The 24,675-nt window shown below is 72.7% G+C and carries 7 protein-coding genes; 1 reads left to right on the forward strand and 6 read right to left on the reverse strand.

Annotated features, from left to right (window positions below; genetic code table 11):
- Positions 1–36: 36 nt before the first annotated feature.
- Complete coding sequence (locus ACIGAN_RS06985; protein ID WP_399855636.1) at positions 37–18,657, forward strand: WXG100-like domain-containing protein; 18,621 nt, start codon at positions 37–39, stop codon at positions 18,655–18,657.
- A 38-nt stretch (positions 18,658–18,695) separates the two neighbouring features.
- Here ACIGAN_RS06985 and ACIGAN_RS06990 read toward each other — a convergent pair whose 3' ends face one another.
- From ACIGAN_RS06990 to ACIGAN_RS07015, 6 genes are all read right to left on the reverse strand, one after another.
- On the reverse strand, positions 18,696–19,364 hold the full coding sequence (locus tag ACIGAN_RS06990; RefSeq protein ID WP_399855639.1) for a potassium-transporting ATPase subunit C: 669 nt from the start codon (positions 19,362–19,364) through the stop codon (positions 18,696–18,698).
- A 24-nt stretch (positions 19,365–19,388) separates the two neighbouring features.
- On the reverse strand, positions 19,389–21,509 hold the full coding sequence (gene kdpB / locus ACIGAN_RS06995; RefSeq protein ID WP_365741309.1) for a potassium-transporting ATPase subunit KdpB: 2,121 nt from the start codon (positions 21,507–21,509) through the stop codon (positions 19,389–19,391).
- Positions 21,509–23,170 (reverse strand): potassium-transporting ATPase subunit KdpA, encoded by a 1,662-nt coding sequence (kdpA, locus tag ACIGAN_RS07000; protein ID WP_399855642.1) that lies wholly within the window; start codon positions 23,168–23,170, stop codon positions 21,509–21,511. Before kdpA ends, kdpB begins: the two co-directional genes overlap by 1 nt.
- Positions 23,171–23,178: 8 nt before the next feature.
- Positions 23,179–23,268 (reverse strand): K(+)-transporting ATPase subunit F, encoded by a 90-nt coding sequence (kdpF, locus tag ACIGAN_RS07005; protein ID WP_037722934.1) that lies wholly within the window; start codon positions 23,266–23,268, stop codon positions 23,179–23,181.
- On the reverse strand, positions 23,265–23,402 hold the full coding sequence (locus ACIGAN_RS07010; protein ID WP_365096754.1) for a hypothetical protein: 138 nt from the start codon (positions 23,400–23,402) through the stop codon (positions 23,265–23,267). The genes kdpF and ACIGAN_RS07010 overlap by 4 nt, the downstream gene beginning before the upstream one ends.
- A gap of 106 nt (positions 23,403–23,508) precedes the next feature.
- Positions 23,509–24,648 carry a PucR family transcriptional regulator gene (locus ACIGAN_RS07015; RefSeq protein ID WP_365741306.1) on the reverse strand — a complete coding sequence of 380 codons (1,140 nt, stop codon included), beginning with the start codon at positions 24,646–24,648 and terminating at the stop codon, positions 23,509–23,511.
- Positions 24,649–24,675 lie beyond the last annotated feature (27 nt).

Raw genomic sequence — 24,675 nt, forward strand, 5'->3', positions numbered from 1 at the left:
CCCGGGCTGCCCGCACACCGTTCAGGACGGCCCCCGATGAGTCTGCAGGCATCGCCCGAGGTCAACGCGATGATCTTCATCCTCACCGGGGAGAAGCTCATCGACGCCGACGAGGACCTGGCCTACGACAGCCGCACGCCCTACTCCGGGCTGGGCCGCAAGCTCGACCGGCTCTCCTCCCTGATCGAGAAGTCGATCCACGACATCGCCGAGTCCATGCCGGACGACCTGGCCAAGTCGTACGCCAAGGCGATGGGCATGCTGATCGACGACGGCGGCAAGAACTACCTGCGCGAGTTCGCCGAGCAGCTCGACAAGATCGCCGAGGGGCGGCGCAAGACCTCCATGGACATCATGGAGTCCAAGTGGCAGGTCATCGCCGAGGTCATCCGGCTGCTCATCGAGATCGCCATCTACCTGGCAATGTCGTTCTTCACCGGAGGCGCCTCGGCCAGTCAGATCATGATGGCGAAGCTGCGCAGCCGCTTCATGATCCTCACCACGCTCAGCCATCTGCTGCAGCGGCTGCACCTGGCGCCGTCCCTGACGGAGGCCTTCGCCGAGGCGTTCACCACCTTCGCGGTGCGGCTGGCGATGATGAACTTCGCCCCCGACGGCCGCCGACCGGACGGCTTCGACTGGAACGACATCCTCAAGTCCGCCGCCTTCGGCGCCGCCGCGGGCCTCTTCACCAGCATCTTCGACGACCTCGCGAAGAGCATCGTCAGAAGCTACGACCACAACTTCCTGAAGAACGGCCCTGACGGCACCTTCAAGAACCCCCCGAACCTGGACCTGAAGGGCGGCCCGGGCCCTCACCTCGACCACACGCCTAAGGGCCGCCCCGGCCCGGATCCGTCCCCGAACGGCCCGACCCCGCACCGCGACACCCCGACCACCTTCCGGGACGGCCCCCTCTCCTTCCGGAACAACCCCACCCTGTGGCGCAACAACCAACTGCTGCGTCACAACGCCGACCGCCCGGGCGCGCTGGCCGGCCACTACGGGCTGAAGGGCACCGCCGACTTCCTCGCCGCCGGCTCCGGTGAAGCGCTCGCGGAGATCCTCGTCAAGGGTGCCTTCGACGGTGACTGGTCCACCAGCTGGTCGACCTTCGTCGGCGCGGGCCTCAGCAGCCAGGTCGAGGCGACCCTCACGGACACCGCCATCAACAGCGCCGCGGAACTGCGCCACGCCATCGACACGTTGCGCCTCCGGCCCCCCACCGTCTCGGGGGGCGGCCAGGACACCGCCGATGCCACGCGCTCCCGCGCCGGCGACGGCGGGAGCGACCGCACCGGCGGCTCCTCCCAGGACGCCCCCGGCGGCGGCACCTCCACGCCCGCCCCCACGCCGGCCACCGGCTCGGACGCCCTGGACGGCAACCTCTCGCCGTCCGCCGAGGCCGCCCTGGACACGCCCCCGCCGCCGTACACGAGCGTGGACCCGCCGGCGTACTCCCCCGGCCCGCTGCCGGTGACCGCCGCCGAGAACGCGCTGTGGCAGCAGGTCCACCTCGGCACACCCGAGATACGCGAGCAGGCGCTGCACGACATCGCCGCGCTGCGCGGCACCCAGGCCCCCGGCGGCACCGAGATCGGCGTGCGCGACGCCCTGCAGCACCACTTGGCGCAGCGACCCGAGGTGCGGGTGGTTACCGCTGGAGACAGCCCGGCTGTCCGGGTCGACGCCGACGGCGTACGGCGTGCCCTCGACTCGCTCGGCGTGACGGTCACGGTCGACGCGCCGCCGTCCACGGACACGCCGGTCGCCCAAGTCGACCAGAACCGCTACCAGGGCCAGGGCCAGGACCCGGGCCAGGGCCAAGGGCAGGGGCAGGGCCAAGGGCAGGGGCAGGCGCAGATGCCTCCGCCGCAGACGGCGACGGGTCCCGCCACCGTCAACTCGCCCACCACCGGCACGCAGTCAGGCACCGGCACGGGCACGGGTACCGGCACCGGCACCGGCACCGGCACCGGCACGGGTACCGGCACCAAGCCGGGCGCCACCCCCACCGGAGGCACCCCGGCCCCCTCATCGGCGTCGTCCCCAGGCGCCCGCACACCGGACGGCATCCCTTCCGCGACCGACGGCGAGCAGACCGTCTCGCTGCCGGAGCAGTCACCGGAAGGGAGCGACAGTCCGGACCAGGGCCGAGCCGCTCCCCCCACCGGCGACGACTCCCCCCGCATCACCCGGCCCGACACGTCGACGGGACCGGCCGGGACCGCCACGAGCGGCTCGGCGCGGCCCTCCCCCGATGCCGTCGCCGACCTGGCGTCCGCACCGCCGAAGGTGACGACGACCAGTTCCTCCGACACCGCCGACGCGAACTCCGGCCCCGTCCCCGGCGAGCCCGGTCGGGCGCCGTTCACCGTGGTCGTCTCCGAGCAGCCGCCGCCGGTGCAGGGCTCGCCCGAAGCCGCAGCCCTGCTGGACGGCGCCGGTACCGACCGGGCCGTCGTGCTCGGGCCGCCGACCGCTGCGGACGGAGCGGCGCGTCCGGTGCGCGCGGCCGTCGAGCTCACCCGCGAAGGGCCGGACCGGCCCGTCCAGGTACGCCGGCTCACCGGCCCGCCGACCACCCCCGAAGCGGATGCGGACACGGACACGATCACGGGTTCGGACACTGACGCGGACACGGATGCGGATGCGGATACGGACCGCATCCCCGCCTTCCCGGGCTCCGACGTGCTGCTGCCCCTCGCCGACGCCCTCGGGGCAGCCGCTCCCACCGGTCCCGCGTCCCGGCCCGCGACCGAGAGCGGACCGGACCTCCCCACCACCAGGTCGGACGGCGCCGAACCCACGCCCCCGCCGAGTGAGAAGCCTCCGCGCAGCCAGTCCACGACCCCGGCCGTGGATCCGCTGTCCGCGAAGGTGCCGCCCGAGGCCAAGCCCCCGGCCCACGACCCCCGGACGACGGTGGACACGGCCGTCGACGTGCCCGCCGCGGCCAAGCTCGCCACCTTCTCGCGCCCATGGGCCGAACCCGCCACCGACCTCCACCTCGAGTCCGGCGACGGCAGCACCCCGCCACCGCCCTCTCCGCCAGCGCACAAGGAGTCCTCGCACTCCCCCGCTCCTGCCACCCGGGCGCCCGCCCGTGTCATCGTGCGGCCGGCGGACAGCACGCCCGGCAGCGACAGCACGACGGCACGGCCCTCGGCAGGGCCGGTCGTCACCACCCTCACCGGCCACACCGTGCCCGTCGCACAGCTGCGCCGCTGGATGCCCGACCCCGCGACACAGCCGCGACCCGGCCGCGCCGTGAGGACGTTGACCGTCTCGCAGAGCCCCGCCGAGGACGGGACGGCGCACGGCGAGGGGCGCCGCGCACTCCTCGACCAGGACACCTTCCGCCGTGTGCGCACCACTTCCGCTCTTCCCGCGCCCGCCCCCGAGACCACACCTCCCGCGTCCCGGACCGTCTTCACCGGCCCGCCCACCCCGCTGCCCGGCTCCGGCACGGAGGACGGCGCCGACTACTTCGCCGGGCACGGCACCCCCCGTTCCGTCACGCTCGGCACCGACGATGCCGCGCACCCCACCGTGAAGGTGAGCGGCGTCCAGCTCGGCGAAGTCCTCAAGTCCTGGTCCCGGGACGGCGATCCGACCCGGCCGATCGTGCTGTTCTCCTGCGAGACGGGACGGCAGCCGCAGATCGCGGGCCTGCCCGTGGCCCAGCACGTCGCCAACCGCACGGGCCGGCCGGTGTACGCCCCGACGACCGAGGCCGGCACCGCGCGCGACCGCGACGGCCAAGTCCGCGCCGTCCTCACCGAGGGGCCCGACGGGCCGGGCCGCTGGCGGCTGTTCACCCCCGAGCCCAGCGGCGCCCGTCTGGAAGAACTGGCCCGTGACGCCGGATTGCACGCCGGGCCCGAGCCGGCCGATGCCTTCACCCTCGCCCGCACCCTCCAGCAGATCCGCACTCTGCGCGACGCCCTGGGCCCCGACGCCGAACAGCAACCGGAGAACCGCGAGTTGCTCGCCGGTCTCGCCCTGGTGGACAGCCTGCGCTGGCGCGGCCCCGACACCGCGCCCCGCTACGGCGACGGCCGTATGACCCCCGACCTGCTCCGCCGGATGGTCACCGACTGGAGCGGCACCACCCACGACGCCACCTCCGCCGATCCCGGTACCGGGCCCACTCCCGAGCAGTACACCCGGTTCCTGCGCGCCGCGGCCGGCCTGCGCTCCACCGCGGGCGACGAGGCCACCCTCGACGTCCTGCTGCCCCCGCCGCCGCCCGTGCTCCCGCCCAGCACCCTCGTCTCACCGCAGGACGTGCAGGGGCTGGCCTACGCGCCCTCCGCGCAGATCACCTGGTCGCTGTCCGACGCTCCGCTGCCGCTCTCGGAACTGTCCCTCAGCCCCGAGGACACCGCCGAACTCGCCCGCCGCAGGCCCGACCTGGCCCGGGCGCCGGGTCGGCCGGAGAGCCCCGCCGAGGACCTGACTCTCGACAAGGCGGGCATGGAAGCGGCCCCCAGGGTGCACGCCGACGGCCAGGTCTTCGCCCGGCTGGACACCCCCGGCGGCGGCAACTGCCTCTTCAGGGCACTGCTCGACAGCGCCCGCAGCCGGCCGGTGCCGCCCGCGTGGGCCGCACGGGACATCGCCGGCCTGCGCCGCCTGCTGCGCGACCGGATCGCCGGCAGCGAGCTGGGCACCGCCGCCGCCCTGGCGTTCCCGGACCCGGTGTTCTCCGTCGTGGACGACCTGCGGGTGCGGGCCCTGGCGGGTGTGACCGACGCCGGCGAACGCGCCAGCGTCACCGCCGAGTGGAACGACATCGCCCGGGCCGTCGTCACCCAGGGCGACCCCGAGACGTGGCGGCAGGTCCTGCGCGCCGGTGGCTACCCCCGGCTCGCCGACCTCGCCCCCACACCCGCCGAGGCCCGCCGCCTCGGCCCGGGCGCCCTGGTCGCCGCGGCCGCCGAGCACCCCGGTCTGTGGGCCTCCCCCTTCGCCGACCTGCTCCCCGAAGCCCTGGCCCACACCCTGGACCTGGATCTGCGACTGGTGCAGCCCGACCCGCGCACCGGCGGCTCGACCGTCACCTCGCTGCATCCCGGCGGCAGCGGCGGCACCCTGCACCTGGCCTACAACGGCACCGACCACTTCGACGCCCTGGTCCCGGCCCCTGCCCCGCCTCCGCCCGCGGCGGACCCGGCCACTTCACCACCGCTCCCCCAGGACCCGCCCCAGCAGACCCCCGACCCCGCGCCGTACGAGGGCACCCGGCCCGCCGCGCAGACGGCCGACGACGGTCCGGGAGAGACCGGGGACCGGGGTGATCCGGTCCCGCTGGAGACCCAGCTCGAACGACACCGCCCCGCCCGTCTGCTCACCGGTCAGGACGCCCCGCCGCCGGGTCCCGCGCCCCGCACCGTCGCCTTCTCCGACGGCAGCCGGCTGCCCACGGTCCTGCTCCACCCCGCCGCCGATCCCGGCCCTGACCCCGGCACTCCGGCGGGCGGGCCGCAACGCACCGGCCCCGCCGGTCTGTTCACCGGTCCCGGCGTCACCACACTCCGCTCGCCCGAGCTGGTGGCCCGGCAGATCATGGACACGCTGCCCAAGCACCTGCGCTCCCGCTTCGACGAGGCGGAGCTGCTGCGCCTGCTGCACGACCAGCCCAGCGCCTTCACCGCCCCACGCGGTGCCCGCCTCGTCGGACGGGAGAAGTCCGGCGTCGGCCTGGAGATGACCGTCGAGGCCGTTCCGTACCACCGCTGGGAACGCTTCTCCGACGTCGACGGCGGCACGGTCCGCGTGGACACCATGCGGCGCGGCCAGGCAGGCACCGGCGGCGGACGCAGCGTCGGCTTCGGCCGCCGCGTCGCCGGCGCGCTCAGCATGGGCCCCCCGCTCAACTGGCTGCTGAAGATCGGCGTCTCCCTGGGCTGGACCCGCAGAACCGACTACACCCAGGGCACCCAGGCGTACAAACAGACCGAGTGGCGCGCCCACGAGGGTTCCCACCTCCACCTGGACGACGTGTACTACCGCGTACGGGTGGACCGCGTCACCGAAGCTCCCCAGGGCGCCGCACCCGCCGGCACGACCGGCGAGCCGAAGTCCCGGACGCCGCAGCCGGCGTGGTGGCGCACGCAGGCGCACACGGCGGCCTTCGGCGTGCGCGACGGACTGAGCTGGCGGCTGCCGGACGACCTCACCGTGCCCTTCAAGGGCCCTCGCCGCGCTCCTCGCACCCTCACCTTCCCGGACGGGGCGGAGCCTCGGGTCACCGACACCACCGGCCTGCACCTGCTCGACCCGCCCGAGGACATCGCGCTGGCCATCTCGGGTGCCCGGCCCGGCAGTTCGGCGCACCGCACCGTGGTCTCCTACGTCCGCCCCACCCGGCTGCTCGCCCTGTTCGGGCGGATGACGGGCCCGGTGACGGGACCCGAGCTGACCCGGGGCAGCGGTCAGCATCCGCTGGGCCACCTGATCGTCGAACGGTCGGTGCCGCACCGGGCCACCCTGGTCACCGAGTCGGTCAAGGCGGAACTGCGCGAACTCACGCAGACCACCTACCAGAACGAACGCGGGCACGTCCGCGACACCCGCTTCGGGATCCAGGTCACCGCGGGCCCCAACCACACCCTGGTGGGCCCGGAGACGGACGTACGCCTGCAGGGCGGGCCGCTCGTGCGCGCCGATCTGACCAGCGGGCGCGGCCACTACCTCGGCGCCGACGCGGCCCGCAAGACCACGGGCCGGATCCGCAACCACCCGGTGGCGCTGTACCGGGTCGAGCGCACGCTGATGGTGCGCATGCCCGGTGAGCCGGCGTCGGCGGCGCGCCCGGTCCGGGTCGTCAGCCTGGACTGGATGGCCACGCAGGACGCGCGCCGCCTGGCGGGCTGGGACGACCGCACGCCCGGCCGGACGGGGCCCCACCCGGACGCCGAGCCGCCCGTGCCGTGGTACCTCACCCGGGAGAACCCCGTCCACCTCAGCGGTCAGGTCCGCGCCGAGGGCTTCCGACCGGACCGCCCGTCGACTCTCGCCCCCGGCATCGACTCACCACCGGAACAGGGCCGACCCCCGCAGGACACGGCCGGACAGCCCGCACTCCCGGACACGACCGGACAGCCCGTACCCCCGGACACCACCGGACAGCCCGTACCCGCGGACACCACCGGGCAGCCCGTGCCGCCGGACCCCCTGCGTGCCTTCACGGACGCGGTCCTCGACACCCTGCACCGCTCCTACCCGACCCTGTTCGTCCCGCCGCTGATGCTGCGTCACCCGCGGCTGGCCAAGTTCTGGTACGGCGACGGCCGGATGCGTACCGCGCTGCACAACGACCGCCAGATCCGCGAGGCCCTCAACCGGCCCAGCCTGGCGCAGAGTCTGGACGACCTCACCACCACCGGCGTCCCGGTCACCCTCACCGAGGACGGCAAGGTCCGCCGCGGCCACCACACCCTCGTCCTGCGGGCCCGGCTCAGCGACCGGCGGTTCGAGACCACCATGAGCGAGCGTTCGCTGCGCAACGCGGTCATCGGCACCGAGATCTCCGGCCAAGGGGAGCAGGCCTCCGTCACGTTTTCGGGCGGCGTCGAACTCGGCGTCTCCCCGCGCGACCACGACAAGGTGCCCGAGGCGGGACTGCCCCGCCAGACCGGCAACGTGACCCTCGGCGCCCGCTACGCCAGGACCGACCAGAAGGCCACCCGCAACACCGTCTCCGTCACCCACGACCACCTCGCGTTCCAGAACGGCGCCGACCTCTACAGCTACCGGGTGGAGCTGGACGCCGGCTTCGAGGGACACCGCCGGCCCCGGGGCTGGGCGCGCCTGGCCACCGTCGGCCTGCTCGGTGCGGGCGTCTTCGTCAGCAAGGTCGAGGAACGGCCCCTGTTCACACAGGGCAGTGAGACGGTGGGCCGGGTGGAACTCGCCGTGCCCGCCGCCCACGGCTCCGAACGCCACGCCCCGGCCGACCCGCCGCCCGGCGGGACCGCTCCCGCGACCGCAGCGCCACGGCAGCTCTCCGCCACCGAGGCGGACCAGCTCCTCGACGGCACGCGCCCGCTGCCCCGCGTGGACTCCGCCGACCGGCGCCTGACCCTCAGACTGCTGAGCGCACCTCACGTCGTCCTCAGCACCGAGGGCGGCCCGCAGCGCCAGCAGCTCATGCAGGACACCGCCGACCGCGCCACCGGCTCGTCCTGGCACGTCGGCGCGCCCGGAGCCCCGGCCCGCACGGCACTGCGCCGGGCCATGGCCAACCTCTCCGTGACCAGCCAACTCGGCCAGTACCTCGGCCCGTTCGGCTCCCGCATCGCTGGCCTGACCGGCGCGGGACCGCTGCAGACCCACTACGTCAAGGCCGCGATCCGCGGCGAACTGCACAACCTGCGCGTCAAGAGCGACCCCAAGTCGTCCAGCCTGGAAGCCACCATCGGCAACGAGCACCGCGTCGTCGGCAGTGCCAGCACCGTCTCGCACGCCACCGTGGGCGTGCAGGGCTCCGACATGCCGCTCCAGCAGGCTCCCGGACAGCAGCCGGTGGTCGGCACCTACACGACCGCGCTGCAGTACGCCTGGGGCCGCGGCCGCAGCACGGCACAGGCCCTCACCCGGGGCCGCAACACCACCCTCTCCTTCGCCGGACGCATGTACCTGGTGGTCGCCGACGCCGTCGAGACCGTCGCGGTGCGCGACCGCTGGACGGCCGCGACGGGCCTGGTGGGCACCCGCGCGGGCGGCAGGATCAGCTCCGCCGCCGGACGCCTGTCGGAGCACCTCGGCCGCCGCCTGGCCCCCCGCGGTGCCGCGGCGGCGCTGCACCGCGTCCGCGACGCGGTGATGTTCCACCTTCCCATGCAGGACGCCATCGAGACCGGGCTCGCCCCGGACGGCCTGGGCACCGCCACCCCGCGCAACCTCGGCGGCGGCTACCGGCTGCCCGGCTTCCTGCGCGGCCGCCGCTTCCCCACCCACCCCAGCGGCCGGCTCGACGCGAGCCTCGCCGCCCAGCACCTGCTGCCCCAGCTCGAGAAGACCGGCGTGCCCTCGCACGACCGCGAACAGGTCCTGCAGCGGCTCTCCCCCGACTTCCTCCGCTCCCACCTGCACGAACTGACCACCGACGGGATGACCCTGCCGGTGCGTCACCGTACCTGGCGAAGCCCGCACCACCTGCCGGTCGGCGGCAGCCCGGCGCAGCTCCACTTCAAGCTGACGCCGGTCACCACCACCGTCGAGCGGCTGCGCACCGGCTTCGAGCTGGAGGACTACCGCACCATCGCCCGCGACACCGCCACCTCCGTCACCCAGGACCGGGGCGCCGACGTGACACTCAGCGGCAGCCAGCGCGCCGCGGGCGACGGCGTCAACGTCCTCACCGCCAGTCCTTCGGCGCAGGGCACCGCGGCCAGACAGCGTTCCAGCGCCCGCGCCGAGACCCACGGCAGCACCGCGATGCCGAACATCGCCACGACGCAGGCGCACGCCGAGATCGTCACCAGCTACGTGCTGACCGTCACCATGGCCGACGTGAGCGGCACCCCCCTCACCCCCCGGGTGGGCGCCTCGGTCGGCACCCTCAACGAGATCCTCCCGGCCAGCCTGCTCACCCCGAACGGGGAGGGCTCCGACGCCACTCTCACCGAACAGGACGTGCCCGAACCCGAGCGCGCGGTGACGCTGCTCACCGCCGACCAGGCCCGGCCCGACGCCGTCGCCGCCTGGCGCACCATCCCCGCCGGAACCACCAGGGACCGGTCCACCACCGTCCGGACCACCACGGGCCCGGCCACCACCGTCCGGACCGCCACGGGCCCCGCCACCACCGACGCCGACACCCCCGACTCCGACGTCCTCCCCTTCGACGACGCCATCGGCTCCGGCATCCTCGCCGTCGACATCCTCGGCGCGGCCAACGTGCACGACGGCCTCACCCTCGCCACCGCACGCGCCGACGGTCTCGGCGACAGTGACCTCGGCCGCCGCCACACCGGCGACCAACTCGCCGCACAGGTGCGCATGGCCCGTCTCACCCCGCTCACCGGTCTGGGCACCGCTCCCGCCCAGGCCCAGCGGAAGGCCACCTCCCAGGGCGGTCTGACCGCGGGCTTCCGCGAGGCACTCGGCCCCGACGGCTCACCCCTGCCCACCCAGTCCTCCGCCCGCCTTTTCGGCCAGTCCCACACCGCCGACTCCCGCCTCTACGCGAAGATGCACCGCACCGGCGCCCGCCTGCTGGCCGTGGAGAACAAGCCACGCATGGAGGCAATGCAGCGCCGCAAGACCTCCGACGCGCTGGAGGCCGGCATCACCGACAACGTCGAGGGCGCGGTGGGCACTTCGCCGCTGGCGGGCAACAGCAACGCGGGCGTGACCAACCCCGGCGCCACGGTGCCCGTCGGCGGCGCGAACGACAGCACCGCTCTCAAGGGCTCGGCGGACACCACCCTCGGCACCCACGTCAAGGTCGTCACCGACCGCAGCATGCTCTTCGCCGTCCCGGTGAGCTGGCTGGCGGTCTCCGAGGTGCACCACCAGCTGGGCGACAGCCGCCCGCTGCACGCCCTCGGCAAGGCCCGGCGCGGCCCCCGCGCCGCGGAGGCCCGCACGACCGCCCTGGTCTGGCTGCGCGAGGACATCGCCCGCGACTACGGCCTCCTCGACGACACCACCTACCCGGACGAGGTGAGCGCAGCCTGGGACGCCCAGGCGAAAGCCGCCGCCGACCTCGCCACGGCCGAACAGCGCTACTACGACGCCCGCGCACGCGCCCGCGACACCTGGCTCGACCTGACCCCGCAGGAACGGACCGCGCTGGAACGGACCGCGCTGGAACGGACCGCGCTGGACGACCCCACCGCCGACCCGGCGTCGGTTCCCACCTCACCGGCCGTCACCGCCTGGCAGGCCGCCCGCGACGAGGTCCGCCTGTGGGAGCGGCGCACCGACGCCGCCGCCGGCGAGCACCACCGCCTCCACCTCGCCGCGAGCCGCCTGACCGCCCACCACCGTGGTCCGTCGGCCGCCCCGGCACCGGAACGGCCCGCTTACACCGAGCCGGCCTGGCGCTCCGAAGCGCCCGCTCCCTACACCGTCAGCGCCGCCACCGACTCCACGCCGCGCACCCTCACCTCACCGGACGGGGCCACCGTGCGCGAGGTGCACGACGTGCCGCACGACGGCGCCTCGTTCTTCCACGCCCTGCTCGCCGTCGCGGCGGACCGGGACCGGCTGGCCCACCTGCTCGGGACCGACCTCGCCGACCGGTTCACCGCCGCGCCCGGCGATCCCGCGATCACCGCCGAAGCCGTCGGCGCCGCACGCGACCGCCTCGCCTGGGCACTGGGCGAGGACAGCAATCAGGACCTGCTCGACTCGCTCGCCCTGGACGCCTCCGACACCTTCACCCAGGACGAGATCGACGCCGCCGGAATCCGCTTCACTCCCGCCCAGCAGGCCGAGTTCGACGCCTTCGGACGTCTCCCGCAGACCTTCTGGCCGGCCCCCGGCCAGCGCGTCGCCCTGACCGCGCTCGCCCTGTCCCGCCCCTTCGCGAGCGAACCGGGCCAGGACACCGGCGCCACCTCCGCGGACGGCGAGCCGGCCCCGCCCGGCCGCCGCGCCGGCGACCACGGCGGCGCCGACCTGCTGCCCGCGCTCGCCGCCCGCGTCCTGGGCACCCCGCTCACCGTCGTCACCGGCGAAGGCCGCAGCCAGCTCTTCCTCCCGCACGGCACCGACCCGGCGACCGTACGGCCGGCCACCGACCCGGTCCTCTTCGCCACCGGCGACTTCTTCCACGCCGCCCTGCCCCCGGGCACCCCGCCCCCGGTCACCACCGCGCTGCCGGCCCCCGCCCTCACGACCTCCGGTACTCACACCCCGGCCCCGCGCCCCACCCCGCACCACAGCCACGCCACCCCGCCCTGGATGCCGCCGGCCACGACGTCCGGCCCGCGCTACCGCCTCGACCGCGACGGCGTCCTCACCGCACCGGACGGCGCCACCTACACCCAGGGTCCGCACAGCGGCCGCGGCAACGGCTTTTTCGGCGCGCTCTCCACCGCTCTGCGCCAAGCCGCCGAGCAGCCCGGCCTGCACCACCGCGAAGCGGCCCGGCTGCGCACCCGGGCCGGCGCCCCGCCCTCCCAGCTGATGCGCCTCAACGGCCTGCCCGGCGACCCGGCCGAACGCGACTCGCTCTTCACACCCCCGCCGCTGCGGACCAGGCCGGGCACCCCCGCCCCGAGCCCCGAGGCCCTCGAAGGGCACCTGCGCCGCCATCTGTCCCAAGCGCCGTGGGGTCCCGACGCCGACCGCGCGGTGGCGCGGTGGGCCGCCGCCGCGACCGGCACCACCGTCACCCTGATCGAGGAGAACGGCACCGCCCACACCTACGCCGGTCCGTCCTCGGACAGCCCTCACCTGCGCCTGCGACGCCGGGGCGGCGACATCGTCCCCCTCCTGCCACGCACCCCGGCGCCCGAGCCGACCGTCCAGGGAGAGGAAGAGGCGAACGACCTGAGCACGCTGTCCGGCGCCGACACGGTCACACCGTCCCCGGCCGCGGAGCCGGCGGCGACGCCGTTCAAGCTGGGCCGGTTCGAGTTCACGAATCTCAACCAGACCGACCGCTACCTCGACAAGGCCGTCCGCATCGCCGAACTCCTCGACGAACACACCACCATCAGGAACTACATCGGCGACCGCACCGTCCGCATCACCCTGCACGTGCGCACCACGGAAACCCCGGCCGACGTCATCGACCGCGGCACCGACGGCGTCGACATCAACCTCGCCAGCTACTACTTCGAGAAATACGACACCGGCTACCTCATGGGCATGCTCGCCCACGAGATCGGCCTGCACCCCCTCGCCAGCCGCGACGCGAACATCGCCGAGCAGGAAGAGGCCTATGAGGGCATGCCCCTGACCGTGCCGGGACTGACCGACCTCAACCCGCCGCGCACCATGAACACCGCATCCGCGGGCCAGCGCGACCACATCATGGCCGCCTACCCCGCCACCATCCGCCACCGCCTCTACCGCGACATCGTCATCGACATGGCCGACGTCCTCGCCCGCCGCGCACGCGTCGGCGCGCCCGGCGCCAAGAACCAGGACGTCACGGACCTGATCGACACCTACCTGATGGACCTCGCCTCCATCGCGGTGACGAACGACCACCGCGCCAAGGCCATCCTCGACCCCAGCTACACAGCGAAGGCCTACAACGCCTACAAGGAGCAGTTCGCCGCCCAACTGCCGCCCGACAGCCCCGTACGCGCCCTGCTGCCCGGCGACAAGGGACGGTTCGGCGTCCTCGGCGACTTCGCCCAACTCGCGCGCAGCGTCAGCGGAAACAACCGCGGCGACAGCATCCAGCAGCCCACCCCGGCCGCTCCCCCGGCACCGGCCGCCGGCACGTCCGGCGAAGCGCGCCCCCGGCTGCCCCAGTCCCGGACCGACGGCACGACGACTACCGAGGTCCGCCCGCGGATGCCGCAGAGCAGCGCCCCGGCTCCCGCCGCCGCGGAGCCGGAGCCGCGTCCGTTCAAGCTGGGCCGGTTTGAGTTCACGAACCTCAACCAGACCGACCGCTACCTCGACAAAGCCGTCCGCATCGCCGAACTCCTCGACGAACACACCACCATCAAGAACTACATCGGCGACCGCACCGTCCGCATCACCCTGCACATGCGGACGACGGAGACCCCGGCCGACGTCATCGACCACGGCGACGACGGCGTCGACATCAACCTCGCCAGCTACTACTTCGAGAAATACGACACCGGCTACATCATGGGCATGCTCGCCCACGAGATCGGCCTGCATCCGCTGGCCTCCGGCAACACCAGGATCGCCGAGGAGGAGGACCTCTACCGCGGTATGCCCCTGCTGGTCCCGGGCCTGGAGACCCTCAAGAACCCCCGCTTCATGAACACCGAGGACGCCGGCCAGGAAGACCACGTCATGGCCGCCTTCCCCCACACCATCCGGCACGGCATCTACCGCGACATCGTGGCCGAGATGGCCCACGTCCTCGCCCGGCGTGCACACGCCGGCGCCCCGGGAGCCAAGAACCAGGACGTCACGGACCTGATCGACACCTACCTGATGGACCTCGCCTCCATCGCGGTGACGAACGACCACCGCGCCAAAGCGATCCTCGACCCCAGCTACACGGCCAGGGCCTACAACGCCTACAAGGAGCAGTTCGCCGCCCAATTGCCGCCCGACAGCCCCGTACGCGCATTGCTGCCCGGCGACAAGGGACGGTTCGGCGTCCTCGGCGACTTCGCCCAACTCGCCGCCAGTGTCGGCACCAACAACCACGGCGACAGCATCCAGCAGCCCGTCCGTCCCGCACCGGCCACCGGCGATGCGGCGCAGCCCCGGCTCCCCGGGAGCGACAGCGGCACGACGACGGTCGCACCGGCACCGACACCGGCGCCGGTGGTGTCGCCGTCACGGGGAGCGCGCGATCACCGTCCCCGGTTCGTCGTCCGCTCGGGCTTCGACGCGCGCCGCTTCACCCACGGCGGTGACCCCGTCACCGACCTCACCGTCCGCGTCGCCCTGCGCGGCAGGACGGGCCAGGCGACCGATGTCTTCCGGCAGTTGAGCCAGGGCGTGGAGGAGTTCCTCAACGCCCCCGCCTACCGGTTGCCCAACGGCGACCGTCTGCACGTGACCGTCGAACAGGTCGACCCCGGCAACACCACCGGCGAACCCCCGCACCTGACCGTCGACCTCACCGGCCGCGACAGGGCCATGGACCAGGTCACCTGGTGGACCGACGCGGCCCCCGTGCAACTCGTGCACGAACTAACCCATCAACTCGGGCTCCGCGACGAATACCGCGACGCCGACTCCCCGCACCGCCCCCACGTCCTGGGCAGCCTCCTCGGCGATCTCGACGAAGCCCCCGAGGACTCCTCCCTCGCACCCGCCGGCCTGCGCGAGCGCCACCTGGCCCTCCTCGCAGCCCTCATCGGCGACGTCCCCCAGGCGCCCCGCTCCGACGACGAGGAGACGGACCAGAGCTGGACCGCGGCGCGGGACGCGGCCGTGCGCGAACTCCGCGAGTCCGTGTGGGTCGACCCCGTCTCCCTGCCCCGGGCCGGCGACGCCGCAGCAGGTCCCGATGTCCCGGCCCACATGCCGCAGAGCACGGACACCGCGTCCGAGGCACCCGCGCAGGCGGCGATGCCGTTCAGGCTGGGCCGGTTCGAGTTCACGAACCTCAACCAGACGGACCGCTACCTCGACAAGGCCGTCCGCATCGCCGAACTCCTCGACGAACACACCACCATCAGGAACTACATCGGCGACCGCACCGTCCGCATCACCCTGCACGTGCGCACCACGGAGACCCCGGCGGACGTCATCGACCGCGGCACCGACGGCGTCGACATCAACCTCGCCAGCTACTACTTCGAGAAGTACGACACCGGCTACATCATGGGCATGCTCGCCCACGAGATCGGCCTGCACCCCCTCGCCAGCCGCGACGCGAACATCGCCGAGCAGGAAGAGGCCTATGAGGGCATGCCCCTGACCGTGCCGGGACTGACCGACCTCAACCCGCCGCGCACCATGAACAGCGCATCCGCGGGCCAGCGCGACCACATCATGGCCGCCTACCCCGCCACCATCCGCCACCGCCTCTACCGCGGCATCGTCATCGACATGGCGCAGGTCCTCGCCCGGCGTGCACGCGTCGGCGTGCCCGGGGCGAAGAACCAGGACGTGACCGACCTGTTCGACACCTACCTGATGGACCTCGCCTCCATCGCGGTCACCAGCGACTACCGGCTCAACGCCGTCAAGGAGCCCAACTACACCGCCCGCGTCTACAACGCCTACAAGGACCAGCTGCGCGACGCCCTCGGGGACGACACCGCGCTGAAGGACCTCCTGCCGTCGAACAAGACACTGTTCGGCGTCGCCCGCAACTTCACCCAACTCGCCACCAGCATCGCCACCAACAACCGGGGCGACAGCATCCAGCAGCCCGCCCCGGCCACCCCTGCGGCGTCGCCCACCTCCTCCGCGACCGGCCAGGCCCGCCCCCGGCTGCCGCACAGTGGCGACGACAACGGCGGCCCGGCGGCCACCGGCGTCGCGCCCCGCATGCCTCAGTCCCGGGACACCGGGCCCGCGGCCGCGGAGCCGGTGCTCGCCCCGTTCAAGTCGGGGAACTTCGAGTTCACCAACCTCAAGCACACGAACGAGAAGTACCGCGACAAGGCGATCCGCATCATCGAGCTGCTGCGCGGGCACGACACGATCCGCGCCTACGTGGGCGATCGGACCGTCCGCATCACCCTGCACGTGCGGACGACGGAGACCCCGGCCGACGTCATCGACCGCGGCTCCGACGGCGTCGACATCAACCTCGCCAGCTACTACTTCGAGAAGTACGACACCGGCTACCTCATGGGCATGCTCGCCCACGAGATCGGCCTGCACCCCCTGGCGAGCCGGAACACGAAGATCCCCGAGGAGGAGGACCTCTACCGGGGCATGCCCCTGCTGGTCCCCGGTCTGGAAACCCTGAAAGAGCCCCGGTTCATGAACACCGAGGGTGCCGGACAGGAGGACCACATCATGGCCGCCTTCCCGCACACCATCCGCCACGGCATCTACCGCGACATCGTCCTGACCATGGCCGAACGGCTCGCCGAGGATGCCCGCAACGGTGAGGAGGGGGCCAAGGCCAAGGACGTCACCGACCTCGTCGACACCTACCTGATGGACCTGGCCACCATCGCGGTGACCAACGACCGCCGCAAGGACGCGGCCTGGGAACCCCGGTACACGGCCAGGGTGTACAACGCCTACAAGGAGCAGTTCGCCGCGCTGCTGCCGGCCGGCAGCCCGGTACGCGACCTGCTGCCGGCGAACAAGAGCTGGTACAACGTCACCAACAACTTCCTCGGCCTCGGCGCCAGCTTCGCCTTCAACAACCAGGGCGACAGCATCCAGACCGCCCCCTCACTGCAGGGCGGCGACTCCGGTGAGACCCGCCCCCGCCTCGCCCCCGCGAGCGAGGACCGGGCGCCGTCGCACGCCACTCCCGGCGCTCCGCTGCCCCGCAGAGCACGCGACCGGCGTCCGCGGTTCGCCGTCCACTCGGGCTTCGACGCACGGCGGTTCACCTACGACGGAGAGCCGGTCACCGACCTCACCGTCCGCGTCGCCCTGCGCGGCCCGGACGACGCGGCCGCTCGGGTTCTCGCTCAACTCCAGGCGGGTGTGCACGAGTTCCTGAACGCCCCCGGTCACGTCCTGCCCGGCGGCGACCGCCTCCACGTCACCGTCGAGCGGGTCGACCCCACCGCCGCCAACCCCACCGGCCGGGCCCCGCACCTGACCGTGGACCTGGCCGGCCGCGACCGGACCATGGACCAGACGACCTGGTGGACGGACGCGGACGCCGTGCAGCTGGTGCACGAACTCACCCACCAGCTCGGCCTGCGCGACGAGTACCGCGACGCCGACGCCCCGCACCGCCCCCACGTCCCGGGGAGCCTGCTGGGCGACCTCGACGAGGCCCCCGAGGACCCCTCCCTCGCACCGGCCGGTCTGCGCGACCGCCATCTGCACCTGCTGCAGGCACTGATCGGCGAGGTGGAGCCCCGGCCCCGCCACGGCGAGCCGGACGCGGACCGGACCTGGGCGGAGACCCGCGGGGGAACCGCCCCGGTCCCGCGCTCCGCCGTCTGGGTCGACCCCGTCTCGCTGCCCTCGGCACAGGACGCCGCGGGCGGTACGCCCGGCACGGACGTGCCGGCCCGGATGCCGCGGAGCGCCGAGTCCGCGCAGCCGGTCCTCACCCCCTTCCGGTCGGGGAACTACGAGTTCACCAACCTCAAGCACACCGAGGGGAAGTACCGCGACAAGGCCGTCCGGGTGATCGAGCTGCTCCGGGAGCACCCGACCATCGGGGCCTACGTCGGCTCCCGTCCCGTCCGCGTCACCTTGCACGTCCGCACGACCGAGACGCCCGCCGACGTGCGTGACCTGGGCGACGAGGGCGTGCAGATCAACCTCGCCAGCTACTACTTCGAGAAGTACGACACCGGCTACCTCATGGGCATGCTCGCCCACGAGATCGGCCTGCACCCCCTCGCCTCCCGCAACGGGAACATCCCCGACGAGGAGTCGATGTTCCAGGACATTCCGCTGCCCGTGCCGGGCCTGGCGGACCTGGCCACGCCCCGCACCATGAGCACCACGGGCGCCGGGCAGGCCGACCACATCATGGCCGCCTTCCCCAGCAGCACACGGCACGGCATCTACCGGGACATCGTGGTGGACATGGCCGAGGCCCTCGCCCGGCAGGCGCAGTCGCGGGAAGAGGGCGCGAAGGCCTCGGACGTCACGGACCTCTTCGACTGCTATCTCATGGACCTGGCGTCCATCGCGATCACCAACGACTACCGGATGAACGCCGCGAAGGAGCCCAACTACACCGCTCGTGTCTACAACGCCTACAAGGAGTTGCTGGATGCCCGGCTGGCCGACAAGCCCGCCCTGAGGGCCCTGCTCCCGGCGAACAAGACCCTCTTCGGCGTGATCAACGACTTCCGGCGCATCGGCACCTTCATCGCCCTCAACAACCGCGGCGACAGCATCCAGCAGACCGACTCCCGCTGAGACCGGCGGTGGACGCCACCTGACACTGCGTCACGCCGTCAATGCTCGGCCACGAGTTCCTTCAGGGCGATGTTGAGGGCGAGGACGTTCACACGCGGCTCGCCCAGGAAGCCGAGCGTGCGGCCCTCGGTGTGCTCGTCGACGAGCTTCTGGACCCGGGCGGTGGGCAGGCCGTTCCGTTCGGCGACCCGGTGGACCTGGATGTCGGCGTACTGCGGGGAGATGTCCGGGTCCAGTCCGGAGCCGGAGGAGGTGACCGCGTCGGCGGGGATCCGGGACGGCTTCACCCGGTAGGTGGCGGTGGAGTTGTCCCTGACGACGGCGGCCCTGGCGTCCTTCACCCACTGGATGAGCTGCTGGTTGTCGCCCGCCCGGTTGGTAGCACCGGACAGGAGGAGCCGGTATCGGGTGTTGACGCTGTTGGTGCCGAGGCCGTTCCGCGGACGGCCCTGGAACCACTTCAGGTCCGCGGCCGGGGTCTGCTGGCCCGCCTTCAGCGGCAGGTCGTACGCCTGGCCGATCAGCGACGAGCCGACGACCCTGCCGTCCGCCGTCACCTCGGAGCCGTTCGCCTTGTCGTGGAACAGCCCCTGCGCGACGCCGGTGACGGCCAGCGGGTAGAGGACGCCCGTCACCAGGGTCAGCACGAGCAGGGCGCGCAGGCCCGCCCAGAGCAGCCGGGCGGTGTTCGATACGGAGTTGTTCATGGCCTTCAGCACGCTTTCGAGAAGTCACAGCCCGGGAATGAGGGAGACGAGCAGGTCGATGATCTTGATGCCGATGAAGGGGGCGACCAGGCCGCCGAGGCCGTAGACCGTCAGGTTGCGCCGGAGCAGCCGGTCCGCGCTGAGCGGCCGGTACCGCACGCCCTTGAGGGACAGCGGCACCAGGGCGATGATGACCAGCGCGTTGAAGACGACCGCGGACAGGATCGCGGAGTCGGGCGAGGACAGGCGCATGATGTTGAGCTTGTCCAGGCCGGGGTGGACGGCGGCGAACAGCGCCGGGATGATCGCGAAGTACTTGGCGACGTCGTTGGCGATGGAGAACGTGGTCAACGCGCCCCGGGTGATGAGGAGTTGCTTGCCGATCTCGACGATCTCGATGAGCTTGGTCGGGTTGGAGTCGAGGTCGACCATGTTGCCGGCCTCCTTCGCGGCCGACGTGCCCGTGTTCATGGCCACGCCGACGTCGGCCTGGGCGAGGGCGGGCGCGTCGTTGGTGCCGTCGCCGGTCATGGCGACGAGCTTGCCTGCGGCCTGCTCACGCTTGATGAGGGCCATCTTGTCCTCGGGGGTGGCCTCGGCGAGGAAGTCGTCGACACCCGCCTCGTCGGCGATGGCCTTCGCGGTCAGCGGGTTGTCACCCGTGATCATGACGGTTCTGATGCCCATGCGGCGCAGTTCCTCGAACCGCTCCCGCATCCCGTGCTTGACGACGTCCTTGAGGTGGATGACGCCCAGGACGCGGGCCCCGCGGGCGTCCTCGACCGCGACGAGCAGCGGCGTACCGCCGGCCTCGGCGATGCGGTCGGCGATCAGGTCCGCGTCGTCGGCGACGGTGCCGCCGTTGTCCCGGACCCAGGCGGTGACCGAACCGGCCGCGCCCTTGCGGATCCTGCGGCCGTCGACGTCCACGCCCGACATCCGGGTCTGGGCGGTGAAGGGGATCCACTCGGCGCCGACCAGCTCGCCCTGGTGGCGCTCACGCAGCCCGTGCCTCTCCTTGGCCAGTACGACGACGGAGCGGCCCTCGGGCGTCTCGTCGGCCAGCGACGACAGCTGCGCCGCGTCGGCGACCTGTGCCTCGGTCGTACCGCGGACCGGCACGAACGCGGCGGCCTGGCGGTTGCCCAGGGTGATGGTGCCGGTCTTGTCCAGCAGCAGGGTGGAGACGTCACCGGCGGCCTCGACCGCGCGCCCGGACATGGCGAGCACGTTGCGCTGCACGAGCCGGTCCATGCCGGCGATGCCGATCGCCGAGAGCAGGGCGCCGATGGTGGTCGGGATGAGGCAGACCAGCAGGGCGACGAGGACGACCATCGTCAGGTGGGTGCCCGCGTAGTCCGCCAGGGGCGGCAGGGTGGCGCAGGCGAGCAGGAAGACGATGGTCAGCGAGGCCAGCAGGATGTTCAGGGCGATCTCGTTCGGCGTCTTCTGCCGGGCCGCGCCCTCGACCAGGCCGATCATCCGGTCGATGAAGGTCTCGCCGGGTTTCGTGGTGATCCGGACGACGATCCGGTCGGAGAGGACCTTCGTTCCGCCGGTGACCGCCGAGCGGTCTCCGCCGGACTCGCGGATCACGGGCGCGGATTCACCGGTGATCGCCGATTCGTCGACGGAGGCGACGCCCTCGATGACGTCTCCGTCCCCGGGGATGATGTCACCGGCCTCGCAGACGACCAGGTCGCCGATCCTCAGCTCGGTGCCGGGCACCCGCTCCTCGCGGTCCCCGGCCAGGCGGCGGGCGACCGTGTCGGTCCTGGCCTTGCGCAGGGTGTCGGCCTGCGCCTTGCCCCGGCCCTCGGCGACGGCCTCCGCCAGGTTGGCGAAGACCACCGTCAGCCACAGCCAGGCACTGATGGTCCAGCCGAACCAGTCGCCGGGGTCGGTGAAGGAGAAGGCCGTGGTCAGCACGGAGCCGATCCACACCACGAACATCACGGGGGACGTGACCATCACCCGCGGGTCGAGCTTGCGCAAGGCGTCCGGCAGCGACCTGAGGAGCTGCCCGGGGTCGAACAGACCGGCGCCGACTCGGCCCTCGGGGGCCTTGTGCCCGGTGGGGGCGTCCTGGTGCGGGGCGAGGGTGGGAGTGGACATGGAGTCCTGCTTCTTTACGTGGGTGGTCATCACGCCAGCCCTTCGGCCAGCGGCCCCAGCGCGAGCGCGGGGAAGTACGTCAGCCCGGTGATGACGACGATCGTGCCGACCAGCAGCCCGGCGTACAGCGGCTTGTCCGTGCGCAGGGTGCCCGCCGTCGCCGGGACCGGCTGCTGCTCGGCGAGCGAGCCGGCCAGCGCCAGCACGAACACCATCGGCAGGAAGCGGCCGAGCAGCATCGCCAGGCCGATCGTGGTGTTGAACCACTGCGTGTCCGCGTTCAGGCCGGCGAACGCCGATCCGTTGTTGTTGGCGCCGGACGTGTAGGCGTAGAGGATCTCGGTGAAACCGTGCGCCCCGCTGTTGGTCATCGAGTTCGGCGGGGTGGGCAGCGCCATCGCGAAGGCGGTGAAGACGAGCACGAGCGCCGGGGTGACCAGGAGGGAGCAGGCCGCGAGCTTGATCTCGCGGGGGCCGATCTTCTTGCCCAGGTACTCGGGCGTGCGGCCCACCATCAGGCCGGCAATGAACACCGCGATGATCGCCATGATCAGCATGCCGTAGAGGCCGGAGCCCACGCCGCCGGGCGCGATCTCGCCCAGCATCATGCCGAGCAGGGTGATGCCGCCGCCGAGGCCGGTGAAGGAGGAGTGGAAGGAGTCCACCGCACCTGTCGAGGTGAGGGTGGTCGACACCGCGAAGATCGACGAGCCGCCGATGCCGAAGCGGACCTCCTTGCCCTCCATCGCCCCGTTGGCCAGTTCGAAGGCCGGACCGTGGTGGGAGAACTCGGTCCACATCATGAGCGCCACGAAGCCGACCCAGATGGTGCCCATGGTGGCGAGGATCGCGTAGCCCTGCTTGACCGAGCCGACCATCAGCCCGAACGTCCGGGTGATCGAGAACGGGATCAGCAGGATCAGGAAGATCTCGAACAGGTTGGAGAACGGGGTGGGGTTCTCGAAGGGGTGGGCGCTGTTGGCGTTGAAGTAGCCGCCGCCGTTGGTGCCGAGTTCCTTGATGGCCTCCTGGGAGGCGACCGCGCCGCCGTTCCACTGCTGCGCGCCGCCCGTGAACTGTCCGACCTCGTGGATGCCGGAGAAGTTCTGGATCACGCCGCACGCCACCAGCACGACCGCGGCGACGGCGGCGATCGGGACCAGGACGCGGACGACGCCGCGCACCAGGTCGGCCCAGAAGTTGCCCAGCTCCCCCGTGCGGGAGCGTGCGAAGCCGCGCACCAGCGCCACGGCGACGGCCATGCCGACGGCCGCGGAGACGAAGTTCTGCACGGCCAGGCCGGCGGTCTGCACGACGTGCCCCATGGCCTGCTCGCCGTAGTACGACTGCCAGTTCGTGTTGGTCACGAACGACACGGCCGTGTTGAACGCCTGGTCCGGGTCGATCGAGGCGAAGCCGAGCGAGCCGGGCAGGTGGCCCTGGAGCCGCTGGAGCGCGTAGAGGAACAGGACACCGACCGCGGAGAAGGCGAGGACGCCGCGCAGGTACGCGGGCCAGCGCATCTGCGTGTCGGGGTCGGCGCCGATGCCCTGGTAGATCCACCTCTCGACACGCAGGTGCTTGCCGGAGGAGTACACCCTGGCCATGTGGCTGCCGAGGGGTTTGTATGCGAGTGCCAGCGCGGCCGTCAGAGCGACCAGCTGGAGCACGCCGGCGAGTACGGGACCCATCTCGTGTCTCAGAACCTCTCCGGGAAGATCAGGGCGAGGACGAGATAGCCCAGCAGGGAGACGGCCACGACGAGGCCGACGATGTTCTCGGCGGTCACAGCTTCGTCACCCCCTTGGCGACGAGAGCCACGAGCACGAAACCCGCGATCGTGACGACGACGAAGGCCACATCGGCCATCGCGAACTCCTGGAGTGAGGTGCGGTCGGTAGGGACGAGTAGAGAAAACCGCACCCGTGGCCGGATCCGACCGGTCGTTGACGCCTCCCTGACGACACGGCCCACGCCTTTGACGCAACCCTGACGGCTGCGGATCGCGCCGGGAGCCGGGCGGTGCCCGTCAGTCGGTTCGGAGGCCGACCGCGAGGGTCAGTTCGAGGACCCGGTGCGGTGAGGCGAGATCCGGAAACAGCTCCCGCAGCTGCGCCATCCGGTACCGGACGGTCTGGGGGTGGACGAACAGCGCCGCCGCCACCGCGTCCCGCCTGCCCTGGTGCAGCAGCCACGCCCGCAGTGTCTCCTCCAGCCGCCGTGCGGTCGCGACGGGCAAGGTCCGCAGCGGTGCGAGGGCCCGGGCCCGCAGGTCCGCGAACGCGTCCGCGTCGGCGCTCAGCACCAGCTCGGGCAGGTGCTCCTCGGTGTCGCGGATGTCGCAGGACAGGGAGCGCGCGCGTACGGCGCGCGCGTAGGAGGCGGACGCACGGGTCCATGGCCGGGCGGGGCCGACCACGGCGGCGCGGTCGGTCAGCTGCCGCAGGAGATGTGACCGGTCGGCGTCGGGGACGAGGAGCACACCGGTGGAGTCCGGCAGATCGTCGAGGACGAGGGTGCTCGGGTCGAGCGCGCGGTAGGCGGGCCGGGCCTGGGCGGCGGGCAGCAGCACCGCGGTCAGGGAAGCCGGGGGCGGCCACCCGGCCCGCTGGGCGGAGGCCAGCAGCACGTCGGGGCTCGCGCCGGCGAGCAGGTCGCGGGCCAGGTGTTCCAGGTGGCGTTCCTGGGCCCTGCCCTGGGCGGCCAGTTCGTCGGCGTGGCCCGCGGCGCTCGCGGCGGAGAGCTCGTCGATGTAGGCGAAGGTCAGCTCGGCGAACTTGGCGACCTCGGCGGCGGGCAGTCCCGCGGGCACGGCGCCCGCAGCCAGGCATCGCCAGGCCACGCGGGCGCCGACGCGGTAGGCGCTGAGCAGGGCGTCCATCGAACGGCCGTCGCGGACCTCGCCGCGGCCCAGCTCGTAGGCCGCGTCACCGGCGTCGCCGCCGGTGGCCTTCCCGCTCGCGAGGTCCAGGTAGTGTCCCAGGGCGGTGCGGACGGCTCGGCGGATGGTGGCGCCCATGTGGCCCGACAGGGCGTTGGCGTAGGAAGGGACCTCGTCGATGATCGCCTGGACGACCTCGTCGGCGGTGGTCTTCAGCTGGGCCCGGAGTGCGGCGACCGTCGTCTCGTCCAGGGCCAGTTCACTGGCCCGCTGGATTGCATGGCTCACGTTTTGTTCCCTGCGAACAAATCGGCT

It is taken from the genome of Streptomyces sp. NPDC085931 (assembly GCF_044540565.1).
Lineage (GTDB): Bacteria > Actinomycetota > Actinomycetes > Streptomycetales > Streptomycetaceae > Streptomyces.

Coding starts and splice junctions, on each gene's coding strand:
- ACIGAN_RS06985 (WP_399855636.1), top strand. CDS start 37: ATGAGTCTGCAGGCATCGCCCGAGGTCAACGCGATGATCTTCATCCTC.
- ACIGAN_RS06990 (WP_399855639.1), bottom strand. CDS start 19,364: ATGAACAACTCCGTATCGAACACCGCCCGGCTGCTCTGGGCGGGCCTG.
- kdpB (WP_365741309.1), bottom strand. CDS start 21,509: ATGACCACCCACGTAAAGAAGCAGGACTCCATGTCCACTCCCACCCTC.
- kdpA (WP_399855642.1), bottom strand. CDS start 23,170: ATGGGTCCCGTACTCGCCGGCGTGCTCCAGCTGGTCGCTCTGACGGCC.